15 protein-coding genes are annotated in these 18,794 nt (G+C 38.8%); 9 read left to right on the top strand and 6 right to left on the bottom strand.

What is annotated here, in order from left to right; all coding sequences use genetic code 11:
- The 6 genes from ACQR30_RS02445 to truB all read left to right on the top strand — a co-directional run.
- Positions 1 to 966 (top strand): FecR family protein (locus ACQR30_RS02445; protein ID WP_429730736.1); only part of this gene is annotated, 966 nt, incomplete at its 5' end.
- A 239-nt stretch (positions 967 to 1,205) separates the two neighbouring features.
- Positions 1,206 to 4,436, top strand: coding sequence for a SusC/RagA family TonB-linked outer membrane protein (locus tag ACQR30_RS02450; RefSeq protein ID WP_429730739.1), 3,231 nt, complete (start codon positions 1,206 to 1,208; stop codon positions 4,434 to 4,436).
- Positions 4,437 to 4,456: 20 nt separating this feature from the next.
- Complete coding sequence (locus tag ACQR30_RS02455; RefSeq protein ID WP_429730743.1) at positions 4,457 to 5,959, top strand: RagB/SusD family nutrient uptake outer membrane protein; 1,503 nt, start codon at positions 4,457 to 4,459, stop codon at positions 5,957 to 5,959.
- Positions 5,960 to 6,080: 121 nt separating this feature from the next.
- A complete protein-coding gene (locus ACQR30_RS02460; RefSeq protein WP_429730745.1) occupies positions 6,081 to 7,367 on the top strand; it encodes a family 16 glycosylhydrolase in 1,287 nt (428 codons plus the stop codon).
- A gap of 509 nt (positions 7,368 to 7,876) precedes the next feature.
- Positions 7,877 to 9,109, top strand: coding sequence for an ABC transporter permease (locus ACQR30_RS02465; protein WP_429730748.1), 1,233 nt, complete (start codon positions 7,877 to 7,879; stop codon positions 9,107 to 9,109).
- A gap of 4 nt (positions 9,110 to 9,113) precedes the next feature.
- Complete coding sequence (gene truB, locus ACQR30_RS02470) at positions 9,114 to 9,836, top strand: tRNA pseudouridine(55) synthase TruB (protein WP_429730751.1); 723 nt, start codon at positions 9,114 to 9,116, stop codon at positions 9,834 to 9,836.
- Here the strand turns inward: truB and ACQR30_RS02475 are convergent.
- Positions 9,833 to 10,879, bottom strand: a complete 1,047-nt coding sequence (locus ACQR30_RS02475) for a sensor histidine kinase (RefSeq protein ID WP_429730754.1) — start codon at positions 10,877 to 10,879, stop codon at positions 9,833 to 9,835. The genes truB and ACQR30_RS02475 overlap by 4 nt on opposite strands.
- Before the next feature lie 19 nt (positions 10,880 to 10,898).
- On the bottom strand, positions 10,899 to 11,582 hold the full coding sequence (locus ACQR30_RS02480; protein WP_429730757.1) for a response regulator: 684 nt from the start codon (positions 11,580 to 11,582) through the stop codon (positions 10,899 to 10,901).
- 148 nt (positions 11,583 to 11,730) lie between these two features.
- Here ACQR30_RS02480 and ACQR30_RS02485 point away from each other — a divergent pair, with 148 nt between their 5' ends.
- Positions 11,731 to 13,974 (top strand): hypothetical protein, encoded by a 2,244-nt coding sequence (locus ACQR30_RS02485; protein WP_429730759.1) that lies wholly within the window; start codon positions 11,731 to 11,733, stop codon positions 13,972 to 13,974.
- A gap of 62 nt (positions 13,975 to 14,036) precedes the next feature.
- On the opposite strand, the gene ACQR30_RS02490 is transcribed toward ACQR30_RS02485, so the two are convergent.
- Together ACQR30_RS02490 and ACQR30_RS02495 are read right to left on the bottom strand one after the other, a co-directional pair.
- Entirely contained in the window at positions 14,037 to 14,549 is a 513-nt protein-coding gene (locus tag ACQR30_RS02490) for a hypothetical protein (RefSeq protein WP_429730763.1), read from the bottom strand.
- Between the two features lie 17 nt (positions 14,550 to 14,566).
- Positions 14,567 to 15,346, bottom strand: a complete 780-nt coding sequence (locus ACQR30_RS02495) for a (Fe-S)-binding protein (protein WP_429730766.1) — start codon at positions 15,344 to 15,346, stop codon at positions 14,567 to 14,569.
- Positions 15,347 to 15,523: 177 nt separating this feature from the next.
- Here ACQR30_RS02495 and ung point away from each other — a divergent pair, with 177 nt between their 5' ends.
- Both ung and ACQR30_RS02505 read left to right on the top strand, forming a co-directional pair.
- On the top strand, positions 15,524 to 16,204 hold the full coding sequence (gene ung / locus ACQR30_RS02500) for a uracil-DNA glycosylase (RefSeq protein WP_429730769.1): 681 nt from the start codon (positions 15,524 to 15,526) through the stop codon (positions 16,202 to 16,204).
- 35 nt (positions 16,205 to 16,239) lie between these two features.
- Positions 16,240 to 16,974: a lysophospholipid acyltransferase family protein gene (locus ACQR30_RS02505; RefSeq protein ID WP_429730772.1), complete on the top strand. Its 735-nt coding sequence runs from the start codon at positions 16,240 to 16,242 to the stop codon at positions 16,972 to 16,974.
- Here ACQR30_RS02505 and ACQR30_RS02510 read toward each other — a convergent pair.
- Positions 16,971 to 18,191, bottom strand: a complete 1,221-nt coding sequence (locus ACQR30_RS02510; RefSeq protein WP_429730774.1) for an MFS transporter — start codon at positions 18,189 to 18,191, stop codon at positions 16,971 to 16,973. The two genes, ACQR30_RS02505 and ACQR30_RS02510, sit on opposite strands and share 4 nt — an antisense overlap.
- 16 nt (positions 18,192 to 18,207) lie before the next feature.
- Positions 18,208 to 18,648, bottom strand: coding sequence for a MarR family winged helix-turn-helix transcriptional regulator (locus ACQR30_RS02515; protein ID WP_429730777.1), 441 nt, complete (start codon positions 18,646 to 18,648; stop codon positions 18,208 to 18,210).
- Positions 18,649 to 18,794: the final 146 nt, after the last annotated feature.

Raw genomic sequence — 18,794 nt, forward strand, 5'->3', positions numbered from 1 at the left:
AAAATAAACAAAAAAATCCAAAACGCATACAAACTTTTTTATATAAAACGACTCTTTTCTGCGGCTGCGATATTGTTATTGCTATTGTTAGGGACCTTCTTTGTGCAATTACACTGGAATAAAAAAACTAAAATAACAAAAGCCGGTAATCATAAGCAGGTCCAAGATGCTTCACCTGCGGCTGTAAGAGCCGTATTAACCTTAGCCGACGGAAGTAAAATAACCCTCGACCCATCCAAAAATGGTCAATTGGCAAGGCAGGGCAATACCGTGATTTCAAAGAATAATGGCAAGATTTCGTATCAAGGGAAAAAGGTTTCACAGCTGAGCTATAATATATTAAGCACTGGTCGCGGCGAGCAATCCCCATCACTGATCTTGTCCGACGGCACAAAAGTATGGTTGAATGCCGCTTCATCCATTCGTTTCCCGGTCGCTTTCTTGGGTGATACAAGACAGGTGGAGCTTACCGGTGAAGCCTATTTTGAAGTAGCTAAGAATCCACATCGACCGTTTATTGTAAAGGCAAGTAAATCAAGTATTACAGTGCTCGGAACCCATTTCGATGTGATGTCCTACAAAGACGAACCCTATGTAAAGGCGACGCTCCTTGAAGGTTCCATTCAATTTACTTGCGACAAGGAGGAAAAGCTGCTAAAACCAGGGCAGCAAGGAAAGGTAAATCAAAATGGCGGTATTATTCAAGTAAAAAAAGTAGATACAGATAATGCCGTTGATTGGATGCATGGACAACTATCTCTGAACAGTTTAGACGTTAAAGCAATGATGCGCGAAATATCCCGATGGTACGATGTAGATATACGGTATGTAGGCGTTGCACCTAAACTTAGTTTTAGTGGCTCTATTAGTAGAAACTTAGATCTCTCCAATATACTTACAGCACTCGATGCCAATGGAATAAGAACGCAACTTAAAAATAAAATATTGACAGTCTATGGCAACTAATTTATTTAACCAAAACGAAGCCCCATGAAATAAAACAATAAGAAAATTGAAAGGCAAGGACATAAAAAACCGGAAGTGTTTGACGGCAACTTCCGGCAGATGTGGGCCTTGCAGAAAACCAGATGAATGTTAAGTTAAAACCGATTTTTCACTAAAACCCATACAAATGTATGAAAAATACAACTTTCTACCATGTAGAACGGCATAGGCAATATTTGATTTCTAAAATTTGGAAAATTATGCGATTGGTATCTGCTTTGATATTGTTCACAGCATTACATCTTAGTGCTAAAACAAGCGCACAAAAAGTATCATTAAATTCTAAGAACATCTCCATAGAAAAAGCACTTGAAAGCTTTAAAGCACAAACAGGTTATTCTTTTATCTGGAATGATCAATTGATAGTTGGTGCACCTCATCTGGATTTGCATCTACATCAGGTAACATTAAAAGACGCGCTAAATGCATGTTTTGAGAAATTGCCCATTTCTTATAACATCGTAAACAAACTTGTGTATTTAAAGTCAAAGCCAACTTTTACAAATATAGAAAAACAAGTAAAAGTAATCGTTCAACAATATCAAATACACGGGAAGGTAACAGATACAACCGGTAAAGCTATTGGAGGCGTTTCGGTTGTGATCGTTGGGACTAAAAAGGGTACCATTACAGATGGCAATGGCGATTATGAAATAACTGTAGATAAAGGAAATATGCTACAATTCAGTTATGTTGGGTTTAAAGCGCAAAATATAGTTTTTGAAAAACAATCAACCATCAACATTTCTTTAGTGCCTGTTACAGCCGAATTAGAAGAAATGGTAGTCGTAGGTTACGGTAAAACGAAAAGAAGCGATTTGACGGGTGCCGTAAGCACGGTAAATGCAAGTTCATATAAGGATCAACCCATTGTAGATATTAGTTCTGCGCTACAAGGCAGAGTAGCCGGCGTTTCGGTATCTAATAGCTCTGGAGCGCCAGGCGCTGATGTCAAAATAAGAATTCGCGGAGCCAACTCTGTCAATTACAGCAATAATCCACTATACGTTGTAGACGGGATTGCTTTAGGTTCTGCAAACTTTAGCCAATTAAATGTGGACGACATAGCATCTATGGAAATACTTAAAGATGCATCAGCAACCGCTATCTATGGCTCTCGCGGTGCTAACGGTGTTGTCATCATTACGACTAAAAAAGGTAAGATTAGTCCGCCTGAAGTTACCTACAAAGGGTTCTTGAGCTTTAACAGCCCGATGAATAAATACGACCTGATGAATCCGTTAACTTATGCTACCATCGCTAATCTAAACAATCCGGGTAGCTATCCTAATGCGCAACAATATGCATCCACACAAGCTACGAATTGGCAAGATTTAATCATTAAAAAATCCTCTACCCAGAGTCACCAACTGTCAATAACCGGTGGTACCGAAAATTCTAAATATTATGTTTCTGCTTTCTATGTTGATCAAGGCGGCTTATTATTAAATACCTCTCAAAAAAAATTTGGCGCCAGGTTTAATATCAATTTAAAGCTCAGCAAACGCCTAACTGCTGATGCAGACGTATATCTAGCAAGATTTAACGCACACAATAATAGCGACATCGGATCAAAGGGCAATCCGGTCATGTCTGCTATCGCCTGGCCCACGTTAACCCCTGTTTATGATTCTTTAGGTAATTATAATGCACATATCAGCTCCCCTATATGGGCACAGCCTTATATGACATTGAAAGAGAGGGATAATAATACTTTCTCCAATGTAGGTGTATTTAATGGCCATGCAAAATATGAAATTGCACCTTGGCTTTCTTTAAATATTCGTGCAGGGTTGGATATGTCTATTATTAAAAATGCCTATTTTAATGACAAATGGATTACGAATGCAAGCCCCTCAGCAGGAGAATCTAGTAGCGATAACTATACCTTCCAAAATAGTAATTCACTTGAATTTAATAAAACATTCGGCAGAAACAGCTTAAACGCAGTAGCGGTACTGGAATCTACCTCTAATAAATTCGATAATTTTTTGGCGGCCGGAACTGGTTTGACTTCTTCCAATTACAGTTATTATAATCTAGGGTTGGCAGCGGCTCAGGCAATTCAATCCGGTTATTCCAATTGGTCGCTATTGTCTTATATCGGTCGCATCAATTATACTTATAACGATAAATATCTATTAACGGCAACTATAAGACGTGACGGGTCTTCAAAATTTCAGGGAAATAACAAATGGGGCACTTTCCCTTCCTTTGGATTTGGATGGAAAGCTTCCAATGAGCAATTTATTAAGAACTTAAATCTATTCTCTAATCTTAAAATCAGAGGCGGCTGGGGAATCACAGGAAACCAGGCGGTACCGCCCTATAGCACGCTAGGTTTACTTTCTTCTATGAACTTTTCATATGGGACTACAACACCTTCAACAGGATATGGAATAGGCAACCCGTCTTCTGATAATTTGAAATGGGAAACTACTAAACAGGCAGATTTGGGGGTTGATATGAGCTTCTTGAAGAACGCTTTGAGTTTTTCATTTGATTATTACGATAAAAAAACTACCGGACTATTATTGGATGTACCCATTACAAACTACAATGGCGGAGGTACAATGCTTCAAAACATTGGCTCGATAAGGAATAAAGGTTTTGAATTTTCAATTAATGCGACGCCAATAGCTACTAATAATTTCAGCTGGAATACTAATTTCAATTTTGCTACCAATCGTAATAAAGTACTTAATCTTGGGGGCGCCGATATGATAAAATTACCTTGGCTCGCAGGCGGATTAATCAGCACAAATATTCAAGTCGTTAAAGTTGGGCAACCTTTAGGTTCATTTTACTTAATTCCTTGGGAAGGTGTATACCAGGCAAATGACGGAGCTCATAAAGCGGGCGATCCCAAATACACGGATGTAAGCGGAAATGGAACGATAGGATTTGAAGATCAAAAAATAGTCGGTTCTGCGATGCCCAAATATCAATTTGGCTTTAATAATACCTTTACGTACAAGAACTTTGATTTAAACATCTTTATTCAAAGTTCACAAGGCAACAAGATATTTAATGCCACTTATGCAGCAGCGGCGGTACCTACTAGCGATGTTGCCAATATTACACTAGCAGATGCAGCGAACTACTGGACTAGTACCAATACAGGCTCTACTTGGGCTAATCCCGCTAACCATACTAAAAGCTGGGTGGAGTCAACCCAGTTTTTGCAAGATGGTAGCTATATCAGACTAAAAAATGTAAGCCTCTCCTATAATATCAATAAGAAATATTTAAAATTCGCAGCCGTTAAGGTTTTTGCCAGCGCTCAAAACTTGGCAACGATTACTAAATATAAAGGTTTTGATCCGGAAGCCACAAGCACCCCCTCGACCAGCGATTCTAATAATGGTATTGATGTTGGCGCATATCCTTCGCCAAAGACAATAACCGTCGGTATTCAACTTAATTTTTAACAATGGCTAAATTATTATATATGAAAAAATATTTCTTGGGCTTATTGGTGATGTCCATGTTGACATTTTGGGGATGTTCAAAAAGTTTCTTAGATGAAACCCCGAAAGGAAGCCTAGTTCCCCAAAATTTTTATAAAACGTCAAACGATCTAACAATTGCTTGCTCCGGTATTGCCTATCAAATGGGAGCCTGCTTCAGTTTGGTAACACCCACGTATTTTGGCGCCGATGATATAACAGCAAAACGTACCGGAAACAAAATTGTTTTTTCCGACTACGATGTATTTGTTGATAATAATACTAAGGCTTCAAATGCTAGAATGTCTGCTTACTTTTGGAACCCATTATATGCAACCATTAAACAGGCAAATGCGCTAATCGCTAATTATAAGAATGCAAAGGAAGCCACAATTGCGCAGCAAAATAATGCTGGCGGCTACGCGTATTTTATAAGAGCTACCTGTTATTTCTACCTTACGAGAACTTTTGGCAATATTCCTATGCCACTATTGGTAAGTACCGATTCTCTTCAAAACTCAACCGTTGAATCAATATACACACAAATTGTTAGCGATTTGAAAAATGCGGAAACAATGCTACCCAATCATTGGACAGGCAATCAACAACAAAATGGTATAGACATTTTACCCACGGCTGGTTCAGCAAAAGCAATGTTGGCTGAAGTATACCTTACAATGGCTGGATGGCCTTTGAAACAAACAGATAAATATGCGCTTGCTGCACAAAAAGCCAAAGAAGTAATCGATAACAAAGCATCCTGGGGATATGATTTATTGCCCAATTATGGAGATTTATGGCAGATCGGGAACAAGTTTAATAAAGAAGCCATTTTTGCTTGTTATTATAACAATCAAGCACCAAATACCGGCTTTTACAACGGTACAGAAATGGGGCCTCCATCTTTAGCGCCGGCAGAAGAAGGTGGTTGGGACGATTTATTTGGTGAAATTACCTTCTTTAAAAATTTTCCGGAAGGTCCTAGAAAAGCGGCAACATATCAATACCAATATTTCCCGAACAATAATCCTGCGCTGGCTACAGATTGGGAACACGATGTTCAAAAACATCCTTACTTCTTAAAATACAGAGATGATGTTTCCTACAATTGGACAACACATAAATCAAATAACTGGTGGGGAAGTGCGACCAGCTATCTGCTACGCTATTCTAATGTTTTGTTGACTTATGCAGAAGCAGAAGCTATGTCTGCCGGTCCGGATGCAAGTGCTTATGCTGCCGTAAACCTAATAAGAGCCAGGGCTGCCGGACATTTGAATGACTTACAGGCCGGACTTTCTCAAACAGCTTTCAGAGATTCTGTCGTAGCAGAAAGGGGTTGGGAATATGCAGCTGAGTTTGGTTCAAGATGGTATGATTTATTAAGAACCGAGACAGTAGCAAAAGTGAATTCAACCAGAGACGCAGGTGAAGTACCTCTCACCAATCAACCCGATGATGCTAATCACGCGTATTACTTGTCCCCTATTCCTATTACACAATAATTTCTTAATTATAATGGACGTATTATAAACAATTTAATTAGAAGCAAAAGGCCTGGTGAGAACATGACAGCCAGTCTTTTGCTCCTTTGCCTTTTTTTCTTTCATCTAAAAAATCAAAAAAATGAAAAAAATTATTTGTTTTTTAATGTTGACTACTTTTTTTTCTTGTGCTAAACAAAGTAATGCTTTTTTAAAACCTTCGGCGATGCAAAGTGCTGTCAAATTGAGCCCCGTGACAACTTTGCAAACCGATTCCGCCTCACTAATTGGCTGGGATTTATTATTCCAAGATGAATTCTCTGTAGGTTCAAATTTCGATTCAACTAATTGGAGCTTTTGCCCAAGAGCCAATCCTGATTGGGCAAAATATTTAACTTCTACCAGTCACTATGCAAATTTAGCAAATAATAATCTGCAACTAACAATGGATAATGCTGTGATCGCCGGCGATACAATTGCCTATCATTCTGGAGGGATACAAACTTATGGTAAGTTTACTTTTACCTACGGAAAGGTACAGGTAAGGGCAAAGTTTACACAAGGGCAAGGTTCTTGGCCGGCTATTTGGATGATGCCCGAAACGGCAACTTATGGTGGTTGGCCCAATAGCGGCGAGATTGACATTATGGAACACCTAAATAATGATAGTATCTTTTATCAGACTTTGCATGGACAGTCTCTAAGCTCGGGACATGCTTTCACCAAAGGATTTAATGTTAATCAATATAATACTTATGGCATAGAATGGTTTCCCAATGCGCTTACCTTCTATGTAAATGACGTAGTTGTCGGAACTTATAGTAGATCAAGTACCGGCGGAACCGCACAATGGCCATTTAATATTCCTTTTTATGTAATCCTAAATCAATCAGGTGGCGGAAGCTGGGGCGGTCCAATAAACAATACCAACTTGCCATTTAATATGATGGTTGATTATATAAGAGTGTATAAACCCGATACTTCCATTGTTTCTGAAGGGGTATATAATATTTCTACTTCTATGAACAATACAAGCAATTTAGATTTATACAATGGCGTAGCAAAAAATGGCACAAATATCATTTTGTGGCACAAAACAGGCGGAAGCAACCAAAAGTGGATATTTATAGATTTAGGAAATGGATATTTCAAAATCAAACCTGTAAATGATTCTACTTTGGCATTAACGGTTCCCAATAATGTGAATACCGCCGGAACGCAATTGCAACTTCAAACGGATGTTAATAGTACCGGACAACAATGGAAAATAACAAGCCAGGGTAACGGTCTGTTTACTTTGTCGCCAAAATGCGCTGCCACTACTTCAATGGACGCTTCAGGAGCATCGATAAATGATGGTACGAAAATTATTATTTGGACGGCAAATGCGGCAATAAACCAGTCATTTATTTTACGAAGAGTGCAATAATTGCGGCCTTGACTATGAAGGAGTGTAAACTAAGTCTCCGGTACTTAATTGAAAACAAAATACCTCAACACAACTTATTTTACACTCCCTCATTTGCCTATTTTTTACTGTATTGTTGTAATCTATCCTAAAATACACATATGAATAACAGAGATGGATTAAAAAATCATTCATCGCCCCCTCATCGCCTCCTCATCGCCTCGTCATACACTACCCTATCATTGTTATCTCCATTTCTACTAAAATGCATTTCTCTTCACAACAATAAATGCTTCTATTCCCATCGGGCAATAGCTATTATTTAATGGTGGCAGGTTAGAACTTTTATTTTATGTAATCTCCTGGACATCATTTTTTATCCATAACCATTTAAATAAAGTTATTTTAGTATGTCCGGGTAAATATGCAGTTTCTTTTCATATAAATTCAAATTCACCTACAAAATTCATCAATCCTAATTAACTTCGCCACACATTAAACAATAAAACTAAGTATTCTTTTCCCAATCAATGAATGTATCTTCATTTATCGCAAAACGTATTGCCTTTAACCGGCAGAAATCTTTTTCAAGATTCATTATTCGCTTAGCCACCTTGGCCACCGCGATAAGCGTTGCTGCAATGATCATATCCTCCTCATTTGTCAGTGGATTTCAACAAGCCGTCAGTCAAAAAATTTTTAGCTTTTGGGGACATTTGCGCGTGCAGCAATACGAACCCGCGAAATCAATAGTAGCAGAAGAGGCACCCTTGCAGCAAAACGCGCAGGTGTACAATATCATTCGCCACAATAGCAATGTAAAAGAGGTACATCCATTTGCCACTAAATCGGCGGTAATTGAGAAAAATAAAGATATTGAGGGCATTTTAATCAAAGGTGTCGATAAACATTACGATTTTAATAATTTGCATGCCTTTTTACAAAAAGGGCGGTGGCTCCGTTTTAATGATTCATCCTATAGCAAAGAAATAGTCATTTCCCAGCCGGTCGCCAGCGAGTTGAACATTAAAATCAATGACACCGTATTTATATATTTCATTTCAAGCCAATACGGCAAAGCAAGTGTGCACAAACTTCGTGTAAGCGGCATCTACAAAACGGGTATTGACGAATATGATAAACTTTTTGCCATCGGGGATATTCGCTTAATCAGAAGGGTGAACGGGTGGCACAAAAATGAAATAGGCGGTTATGAAGTATTTTTAAAGAATTATCGTTTAATGGACACTACCTCACAATTACTGAACAATGAACTACCCGGTTCCTGGATGAGTAAAACCATACGCGATGTCTACCCCAACATTTTTGACTGGCTAAATATTCAGGATGTAAATAAAAATGTTATTTATATAATAATGTCTATAGTGGCGATTATCAATTTGATTACCTGCCTGCTGATACTGGTCCTGGAAAGGATGAAGATGACCGGTATATTGAAATCTGTCGGCAGTAGCAATTGGGTGATACAAAAAATATTCCTTTATCACTCTTCTCTTATTGCTATCAGGGGAGTGCTATACGGCTTTATATTTGGTATCGGCATTTGCCTTTTACAACAATATACCGGCTTTCTCAAACTTGATGAATCGGCTTATTATGTAAGTGTAGCACCGGTAGTCATCGTCTGGCCGGAAGTCATAATGATTTGTGTTGCCACCATTGTTATCTGTTATCTATCACTATTACTTCCTACCATTTTTGTAAAAAGAATAAGACCTGTTCAGGCTATTAAATTTGATTAATACTATGCGGCAAAAACCCATTGACCCGGCGATGCAACCCTATTTGGATGGAAAAGTAATCTTATTGGACAAGCCGCTGCACTGGACTTCTTTTGATGCGGTCAAAAAAATACGCCTGCTGACGGGGGTTTCAAAAGTCGGTCACGCAGGTACATTAGACCCTTTGGCAACCGGCTTACTTATCATTTGCACGGGTGCTTTCACCAAGAAGATAAATGAATATATGGCCCAGGAAAAAGAATACACCGGAAGTATTACCCTGGGTGCAACCACGCCTACTTTTGATCTGGAAAGTGAACCGGAAAACTTCAAGGACTTTACCACTATTACCAAACAGGACATTTTAAATTGTACGAATAAATTTAAGGGGGAAATATTACAAACACCGCCCATTCATTCGGCCATCAAAAAAAATGGAAAACCGGCCTACCTGGCCGCTCGCAAAGGAGAAGACATACAACTTGATCCACGTAAAATAACCATAAGGGAATTTGAAATAACCGAAATAGCTTTACCGAAAGTATTCTTCAGAGTCTCGTGCGGTACGGGAACATATATTCGTACATTAGCCAATGACTTCGGCAAAGAATTGGGGGTAGGTGGTTATTTAAGTTCTTTATGTAGAACAAAAATTGGCAATTTCTCTGTTAACGACGCCTATAGTATTGACTCTTTTATCCAGCAAATAGCCGAGCAAAAAGCACAGGGGAAATCTAAGAGAGTCTAATCTTTTCTTGCCTGTAAAGTAAAGCCCACAGTTGTCCCTACGTTGAGTTTGCTGCGAATATGGATAGTTTGCTGATGTGCTTCAATAATATGTTTGCAGATGGCCAGCCCCAAGCCCGTGCCGCCACTATTGCGGCTCCGACCAGCATCGGTACGATAAAAACGCTCAAAAATTCGGGGCAAATGCTCTTCCGCGATTCCCATTCCATTATCACTTATCTCTATCAATGCTCTTGCTCCGTCGGGCTTGTAAATACTTGCTACCACTTGTGCGGAAGGCGGGCAATACTTAACAGCATTAATCAATAAATTAGTGAGGACCTGCCTTATTTTTTCCTTGTCTGCAAACACATGAACCGGTGCCTCGCATCCTTTTTTAATAGAAAAATTAATTGATTTATTCGCATCGGTAGCTTGTATATTTTCAAAAACTTCTTTAATCAAATCTTGAATAATGAAATCTTGTTTATTGATGCTTTGTTTACCCGATTCTAAACGAGCTATTTCATCTATATCATTTACCAAATGCACCATTCTATCGATGTTCGAAGAGGCCTTTGTTATAAATTTTCGGTTCAATTGCTCGTCCTCTAAAGAGCCGGACAACAAAGTATCTAAATAGCCTTGAACAGCAAAAATGGGGGTTTTGATTTCATGCGAGAAGTTTTGCAAAAATTCACGACGATATTTTTCTGTTGAGCGCAAGGACTCTAATTCCTCGTTTTGTTTTTCCGCCCAGGCCTGCACGTCTTCTTCAACTTCCTGAATACTCTTTTGCGGAAGAACATATTTGTAATACATCTCTTCACGCTTACTCGCTTTGGTTTGATAAATGAATTTATAGATTAATTTTATTTTCCGATAAATAAATCGACGCAACACTTCTCTAAATATAAAGAAGTTACAAATAAATACGCAGAGCACCGCGACAAGCGCAAGCCACCACTTAGTCGAAGACAGAAGAAAACATATCCCTACCGGAATGCTCGCTAAGAGAGCCGTATAAAGAGCCAATTGAGTTGGCGAAAAATTCTTTGCAGCCATATTATCTTTTTTATAAATACTAAATAACAAACTTATACCCTACTCCTTTAACGGTAGATATACAATCTAAGTTTAATTTCTGCCTTATTTTGCGAATATGTACATCAATGGTCCTATCCCCTACAATTACTTCTGAGCCCCAAACTTTATTCAAAATTTCATTGCGAAGAAATACACGCCCAGGTGTAGAAGCTAATAAATATAATAATTCAAATTCCTTTTTTGCCAATATTACATCTTGCTGATCTATGGTTACAACAAAACGAATGGGATCAATTTTCATATTTTCAATCGCAATAATCTTGTCTCCTATATCCTCTTTTTTCGCTCTTCTGAAAAGAGCATTTATCCTACTGATCAACACTTTTGGGGAAATCGGCTTGGTAATATAATCATCTGCTCCACTTTCCAGGCCTTTTATTTCGTTTGAATCATCATCTATAGCTGTCAAAAAAACGATCAAGGTATCTTCAAATTGAGGCAATGAACGTAATATCTCGCATACTTGCATTCCACTATAAAAAGGCATCATCATATCCAGAATAATCAAATCTGGTTTACTTTCCTTTGCCTTCTCTATCGCCGCCTTACCATCTTTAGCCGTAATAACCTCATAATTCTCGTTGCGAAGATTATATCCGATAATCTCTAAAATATCTTCTTCATCATCTGCAATCAGTACTTTCTTTGGGCTTGTCTTCATAATAATTTATTTACACAAAAATAATTTCAAAACCAAGATAAGCTAGAATTTTGTCATTATATAATTGTTAAGCGTATTTGGTCGTATTTTTGCAGTGTACTTTTCCCAAACTACTAATTAATCATAAGGACTCAATTTAATCAAACAAATGAAAAAAGTATTTACTTTCTCCTTTTTACTAGTATGCACATTCATAGCGCACGCGCAAAAAATACCGTTTTCCCGGCAATATTCTCACGAACAAGTGGACAGAGCGCAGCTCTCCATTTGTGGCTTGGATGGCACAAAAGATGGTAATTTTACACCTTATGCAGACAATGCCGCATTAAACAAAGTTGCCAATAATGCTATCAACAAGCAGGTCGACCATTTACAAAAAGAAATTGAAAATAAGGATTTAAACAACAACGATAAAATAAAATATCTCCGTGGTCTTTACGAGCTTCTATATGCCTATCGAAATTATTTCATTGGTCAGCAGATAAGTGGCGCTCAGCTCGTAAATGTTTTAAAGGGCTACCAGGAAGCAATGGATCTGGAAATAAAAGGCCAGGACATTACCCCCGTTATCGTTAAATACAAATACGAAGTAGCCGCATTACTTACCATGAATATGGCCTTCAAAGATAATCCGGGCAAAAGTGGCTTCAGTAATATTTTAATCAATAAAGAAATAGCACTTCACCCGACAATAGCTTTGGAGATTTTGGACAAAAACCCGGGATTTCCGGCTACAGACAGTGTGATAAAGGCCGTTGCACTAGATAGTGCCGATGCATTATACAACTATGCCTCCTCTTATACTCAACTAGGTGAACGCATTCGCAAAAGCAAAGATCCTTTGGTTAGTATTATTGCCAGAATAGCCAGCTCACGCAGTAGTGATGGCAGTTTTTCGGGTCGTCAATATATGCCTTTCTTAGACGCCATTTATCATGGCAGTCTCACAATGGATGAGGTGGGAGATGCAATAGCTGACCCCGTAAAATATTTTAAGTTGCTGGTAAAAACAGAAATAAATTATGCCGGACGCGCTTTACATCAGGATACCGCGATGGCCTGGCAAACAATTATCAATAAAATTCATGTGGAAGGTGTTGATAATTTTATAAATAAGGTAAATGGCTTACACGAAAAGACCAACGACATCCGCTACGCGTGCCTGAAACCTCTCTCCGCTTTAGATTTATACTACCTGGTCGTTTCAAGCGAAGAAGAGATCTATACCTCGAGTTATATTAATGGGAAAGATTATGGCCTATACAATCTTTTGTGGCAAAAGGGAGGCAAAGACATGACAGGCGACGGCCTGCTGATGGCCGTAAATTTTGATCACTTTAGAAAGTGGATAAAGATGGCCGCCAATTACAATACACTGGATAATTTTTTGGGGCGCATGAACCCTAATAATGCGCAACTACTGATGAAAGCCTTTGTTCGCGGGTTAGATAAAGGTAAAGGCGCCAATGACCTGGAAGATGCGGTCGATGTAGCCGGAAGCTACTCAAGTCTCAACAACCCTCAAATTCAAAAGTTAGTGTTAGACGAAGTACAAAATAATTTAGAGTTGGCCAAACAAACGCACAATGAGAAGGCATACAATATTTACGATATTCTCAACACGCTTTTCCTTTCTATGGACCCGGCCAACAATATCGATGTTTCCGCCAAGCTTGGGATAGAACCCGTTTACTTTATGCCCATCAATAACCTAAAAGATTCAAGTGGAAGAATTATCATACAACAGTTTACTTATGGAGACCCGGATGGATTGATGAATTATAACATGTTTATGAATGCTTTTAATATTAAAGGTTGGAAAACAACGAGCAACCAATACTGGTCGCAAGTTTCTTCTACAACGGGTACACCAATTACAATTTACACCAACAAACCGTTAGATGAGCTAAAGGCGCTGGACGATGAGGCCCAGCAAAAACTGGACAGCTATCTGAAAGACAATAACCTACATCCTACATTGGTATTTCACCGCGGACATAGTTATTATTTGCCAACAACGATCGAACAATTGGTGCCTTCGGCAAGAGTTGTGTTGCTAGGTAGTTGTGGCGGCTTTCAGAGTTTGAATAAAGTATTAGAAAAAGCACCCGAGGCACAAATTATTTCTTCCAAACAAACCGGTGTGGGAGATCTGAATACACCCGTAATTGTAGGGATCGTAAAAACTTTGCAGAAAGGGGACAACTTGAATTGGGTGAAGATGTGGAAAGATTTTTCGGCTCAATTACATGGAGATGCGCGCTTTGCCGATTATGTACCACCCTATCAAAACCTTAGTGCCGTATTTATAATGGCCTATCAAAAACTGCAACAGAAAGAAAAAGAAAAAGCAGATAGTATAGATGTGAGCAATGCTACTTCTAAAAATTAAAATTCAAAGCCGCTTAAAAAATAAGCGGCTTTTTTATGCCTTCTTTTACGGAAGCTACTTGTTTACAATGCCTGCTCCGGCAACCTGGAAGCGAGCCAGCTATTTTTTACCGGGACAATCCATTGATGCAGCCATTGTTCTTTTGTGGCTACCAGGTTATTAAAATACAAAGTATCCGTATCTATAAATTTATTTTCAAGCGCATAATTTAATTGGGCTAAAGGCAGTAGTTGCACTTTATCATTCACTATAAATGCCAAAGAACTGCGATCAAACATCTTTACAGAAAAGCCTTTTTCGATCTCCTTGACAAATCTTACCGAGCTGTCGGTACTGCAACCACTTATTTTCTGATGGGTCTCATCGGCCATAATCACGAGGAACTGCCCGAAGAATAAATTAGCATATCCCTTATTGGCTGCCCCATGCGTCTGCCAATCGGCCAAAAATAATTCGATATCTTTCTCTAATTCCAATGCTTCAGCAATAGAAAATAAACGGCTACTTTGATAAATCCATACACGCGATTCAGCCGGGAAATCAGTAGGTACATGTTGTTGATAATTTAAATCCATAATTTTTCTTTTTAAGTTTACTCCATAGACGCTGCAATCAGTTCTGCAAGATCTAGTATTTCGATAGACTCTTCTTTGCCTTTACTCTTTATACCGTCCGTCATCATCGTATTGCAAAAGGGGCAAGCGGCTGCAACGATTTGCGCCTGGGTGTCTATCGCCTCTTCGGCTCTTTTAGTGTTGACTCTTTTATCGCCCTTTTCTTCTTCTTTAAACATTTGCGCACCACCCGCTCCACAGCATAATCCTTTACTGCGACAGTGTTTCATCTCCACTAATTCAACATCCAAAGCTTCCAAAACTTTACGAGGAGCCTCATAAATGTTATTGGCCCGACCTAGGTAACAACTATCGTGGTAGGTAACCTTCTTGCCCTTGAAAGTGCCACCCTCTTTCAAGACAATTTTACCTTCATCCAACAATTGTTGCAAAAAAGTACTGTGATGTATCACTTCGTAATGGCCACCCAAAGCGGGGTATTCATTCTTTATAATATTGAAACAATGCGGGCAAGTAGTCACTATTTTTTTTACCTGGTAATTATTTAAAACTTGAATATTGCTATAGGCCATCATTTGAAAAAGAAACTCGTTACCGGCTCTTCTTGCCGGATCTCCGGTGCAAGACTCTTCTTTTCCCAAAATAGCATATTTAACCCCGGTTTTATGTAAAATAGTAGCAAATGCCTTGGTAACATTTTGCGCGCGCTGATCAAAACTTCCTGCACATCCCACCCAAAACAAAACCTCCGGTGTGTCATTGCTCATCAGCATTTCAGCCATTGTAGGAACCTTCATTCAAAAATTTTTAATATGAAATAGGAATATTTATCGCACACAAAGATAAGCTATTGACCTAATCAAAACAGGCTTTAGACTTAAATGCACAAGCCCCGCTGATTAAAATCAGCACTGAATGGCGGTTTGCCCAAATACTTATTTTTAGTTTTTACATTTTACTTTTACTTTTGGCTAATGAATGTTCAAATAGAAGAAAGTTGGAAGCGGGTTTTGCAAGAAGAGTTCTCTAAAGACTACTTTGCTGGTATCGTCGATTTTCTGAAGGCGGAGAAAGCCCTGAAAAGAGAAATATTCCCGCCAGGCAATTTAATTTTTAATGCTTTTGCACAAACGCCATTTGATAAGGTAAAAGTGGTACTACTTGGACAAGACCCTTACCATAATCAGGGCCAGGCGCATGGGCTTGCATTTTCCGTCCCAAAAGGCGTACGCATCCCCCCTTCCCTTCTCAATATGTATAAAGAATTGCATACAGATATCGGAATGCCCATACCCAAGACAGGCGATCTCAGCTATTGGGCACAACAAGGCGTTTTACTTCTAAATGCCACCCTTAGCGTACGTGCACACGAGGCTAATAGTCATGCCAAAATTGGTTGGACTACTTTCACCAATGCAGTCATTGAAAAAATATCTGCTGAAAAGAAAGGAATTGTATTTCTATTGTGGGGAAGATTTGCGCAAGAAAAGCAAGCATTGATTGACCAATCAAAGCATTATATTTTAACGGCAGCTCATCCTTCTCCATTAAGTGCGCATAATGGATTTTTCGGATGCAAACATTTTAGCAGAACGAATGAGTTACTGCTAAAACAACATCAGACAGCTATTGACTGGAAGATTCAGGATGAGTAAAAACGTACAACAAAGGCTTTCCGCCTATAAAAAATATGAAACTATTTAAAGATATATTCGGCCGTATTTGGGCATTGTGGGGACTACTTCTTTTCGTGGCAACGATGATTGTAGCACTGCTATTTATGTCACCGTGTTTTTTGCTGAAGGACCCCCAGCGTGCAGGCTTACAGCAGAAAGTTTCGCGGGTTTGGATGCGCGTATTCCTAACCTTAATAGGATGCCCATTGAAGATTAAGAACAAAAAGGTTTTTGAAAAGAATAAAAATTACGTCGTCGTCTGTAACCACAATAGTTTGATGGATGTGCCGGTAACCAATCCGTTTATGGCCGGACCTACCAAAACAATTGCGAAAAAGAGTTTTGCGAAAGTTCCTTTATTTGGATGGATCTATAAATGGGGTTCTGTATTGGTGGACCGGGATAGTGATAAAAGTCGCAAACAAAGTTATCTTGACATGAAAGAAGTGCTGGCTTTAGGTATGGATATGGTTTTATATCCCGAAGGCACACGCAATAAAACAAATCAGCCACTGAAAAAATTTCATAGTGGCGCCTTCAAACTGGCAGTGGAAACCCAAACGGAGATACTGCCGGCCCTACTTTTTAATACGAAAAAGATACTGCCGGCCAATAAATTCTTCTACCTTATGCCTCATCACATAGAATTACATTTCCTTACGCCTACCAGCCCGGTTGGTTTTACAGCGGAAGCGCTAAAAAGTAAAATCTTTGAAGAAATGTGGAATTATTACGAGGCAAACTATTAAAGAGAAAAAGTTACTGTTTTGCGAACTCTTCTCTTATAATAAAGAAAAACCACGGAGCAGCTTAAACCAATAACGCCTTCGATAATGACCGTAGCCTTGGCGCCAAAAATAGAAGCCAGAAACCCTATGAGTAGACTACCGATGGGAATTACGCCTTGATAAGACATAATAAAATAGCTGATCACACGCCCACGCATTTTATCTGAAACATGTGTCTGCAGATAGGTATTGGTAGCGGAGGTTTGTGACATCATTCCTAGTCCACAAATTACGGCAAAAAACAAAGCAACATTCAAATTAAGACTGGATGACAACAATAATACACCCAAAGAAAATATCATACTGGAAAACAATACGACGCGCAGCATATTTTTATTAGGCTTTAAGCCGGCAATATAAACCGTACCTAATAAGGCGCCGATACCGGCCGCACTTTCAAACCAACTAAAAGTAGCTGCGTCCCCTTTAAAAATATCTTTGGCAAAAATGGGTAATAGTGTACTGAAAGGAATAACAAAAAGGCTATATCCGGCCATTAATAAAATCAGCGAAGAGAAATCGGGCAAGCTTTTTATATAGTCGTATCCTTCTTTCAACGCCGCCCAAATACTTTCTCCGTTTTTCTCAATTTTAGGCAAATTCAATTTCATCATTATCAATGAAAATATGACAAAAAAGTAGCTGACGAAATTGATAAAAAAACACGCGGTATTACCTAGCGTACTCAATAATACGCCACCAACTGCCGGGCCCAAAATGCGCGTAAGGTTGGCCATAGAAGAGTTGAGTGCAATGGCATTGGACAAATCTTCTTTATGTTCAATCATTTCTACCAGTAATGACTGCCGGGCCGTTGTGTCAAAAGCGGTGATGATACCTTGAATAAGGCTAAGCAAAATAATGATGGCAACATTATCCATGTTTAAATACACAAAAAGCGTAAAAATACCAGCCTGCAACATCAATAAGATCTGGGTAATCAATAATATTTTGTGTTTATTATGCCGATCCGTATAACTGCCCGCATAAGGCGATAACAACAAAGAGGGAATAAGGTTGGCAAACATGGTAAGTCCCAATATAAACGCGGAATGGGTAAGTGAATAGATAATCCAGCTCACCGCTACTTTTTGCATCCAGGTTCCTATCAAAGAAACGGATTGACCACTAATAAAATATCTAAAATTTCTGGATGATAACGAACGAAATATCTGCATACTAAAACAATTATTATTAATTAATCTCAACGACGGAAAGCTTTGCCAACATCGTAATAAAGGCAGGCAACACAGCTTTTTCCTCTTCTGTTAGCTCTTTTTCAATGGCTCGCCCGAGCCACTCGCTTCGAGCCGCGCGCATTTCTGTTAATTTCTGTTTCCCTTCTTCATTAAGCGAGATGTACACTTTGCGTTTATCGGTTTCATCCTCCGTCTTGACGATACAATTTTGTTCATAAAGCCTGTTTAATACCTGTGAGATAGCCTGTGCCGAAATATGGTGTGCATCGGCTAATTCAGAAGGAAGCATTCTTTTATTGGCATAAAGCAATGCCATTGTCGTTTGCTCAGTAAGCGAAAAAGGTTGCTTGCCCGCTTGCTTTCGTAGCTTTCGGGTAAGGGTGGCAATTGCACTATTAAGCGCTACAGCCAGTTTAAAATCTTTGTCAATTTTCATTTTACTAAATTTACTTTATAAAGTAGATTTGTAAAGTTACTTTACAATTATGGGGCAAAAAAGACTTTCCAGAAACTTAAGCCATTATTATTACAACTTTAACAGCGCTTCTTTTTCAACTTCGTATTAAATTTTCGCAGTTTTTA

Source organism: Arachidicoccus sp. (genome assembly GCF_050436765.1).
Lineage (GTDB): Bacteria > Bacteroidota > Bacteroidia > Chitinophagales > Chitinophagaceae > Arachidicoccus.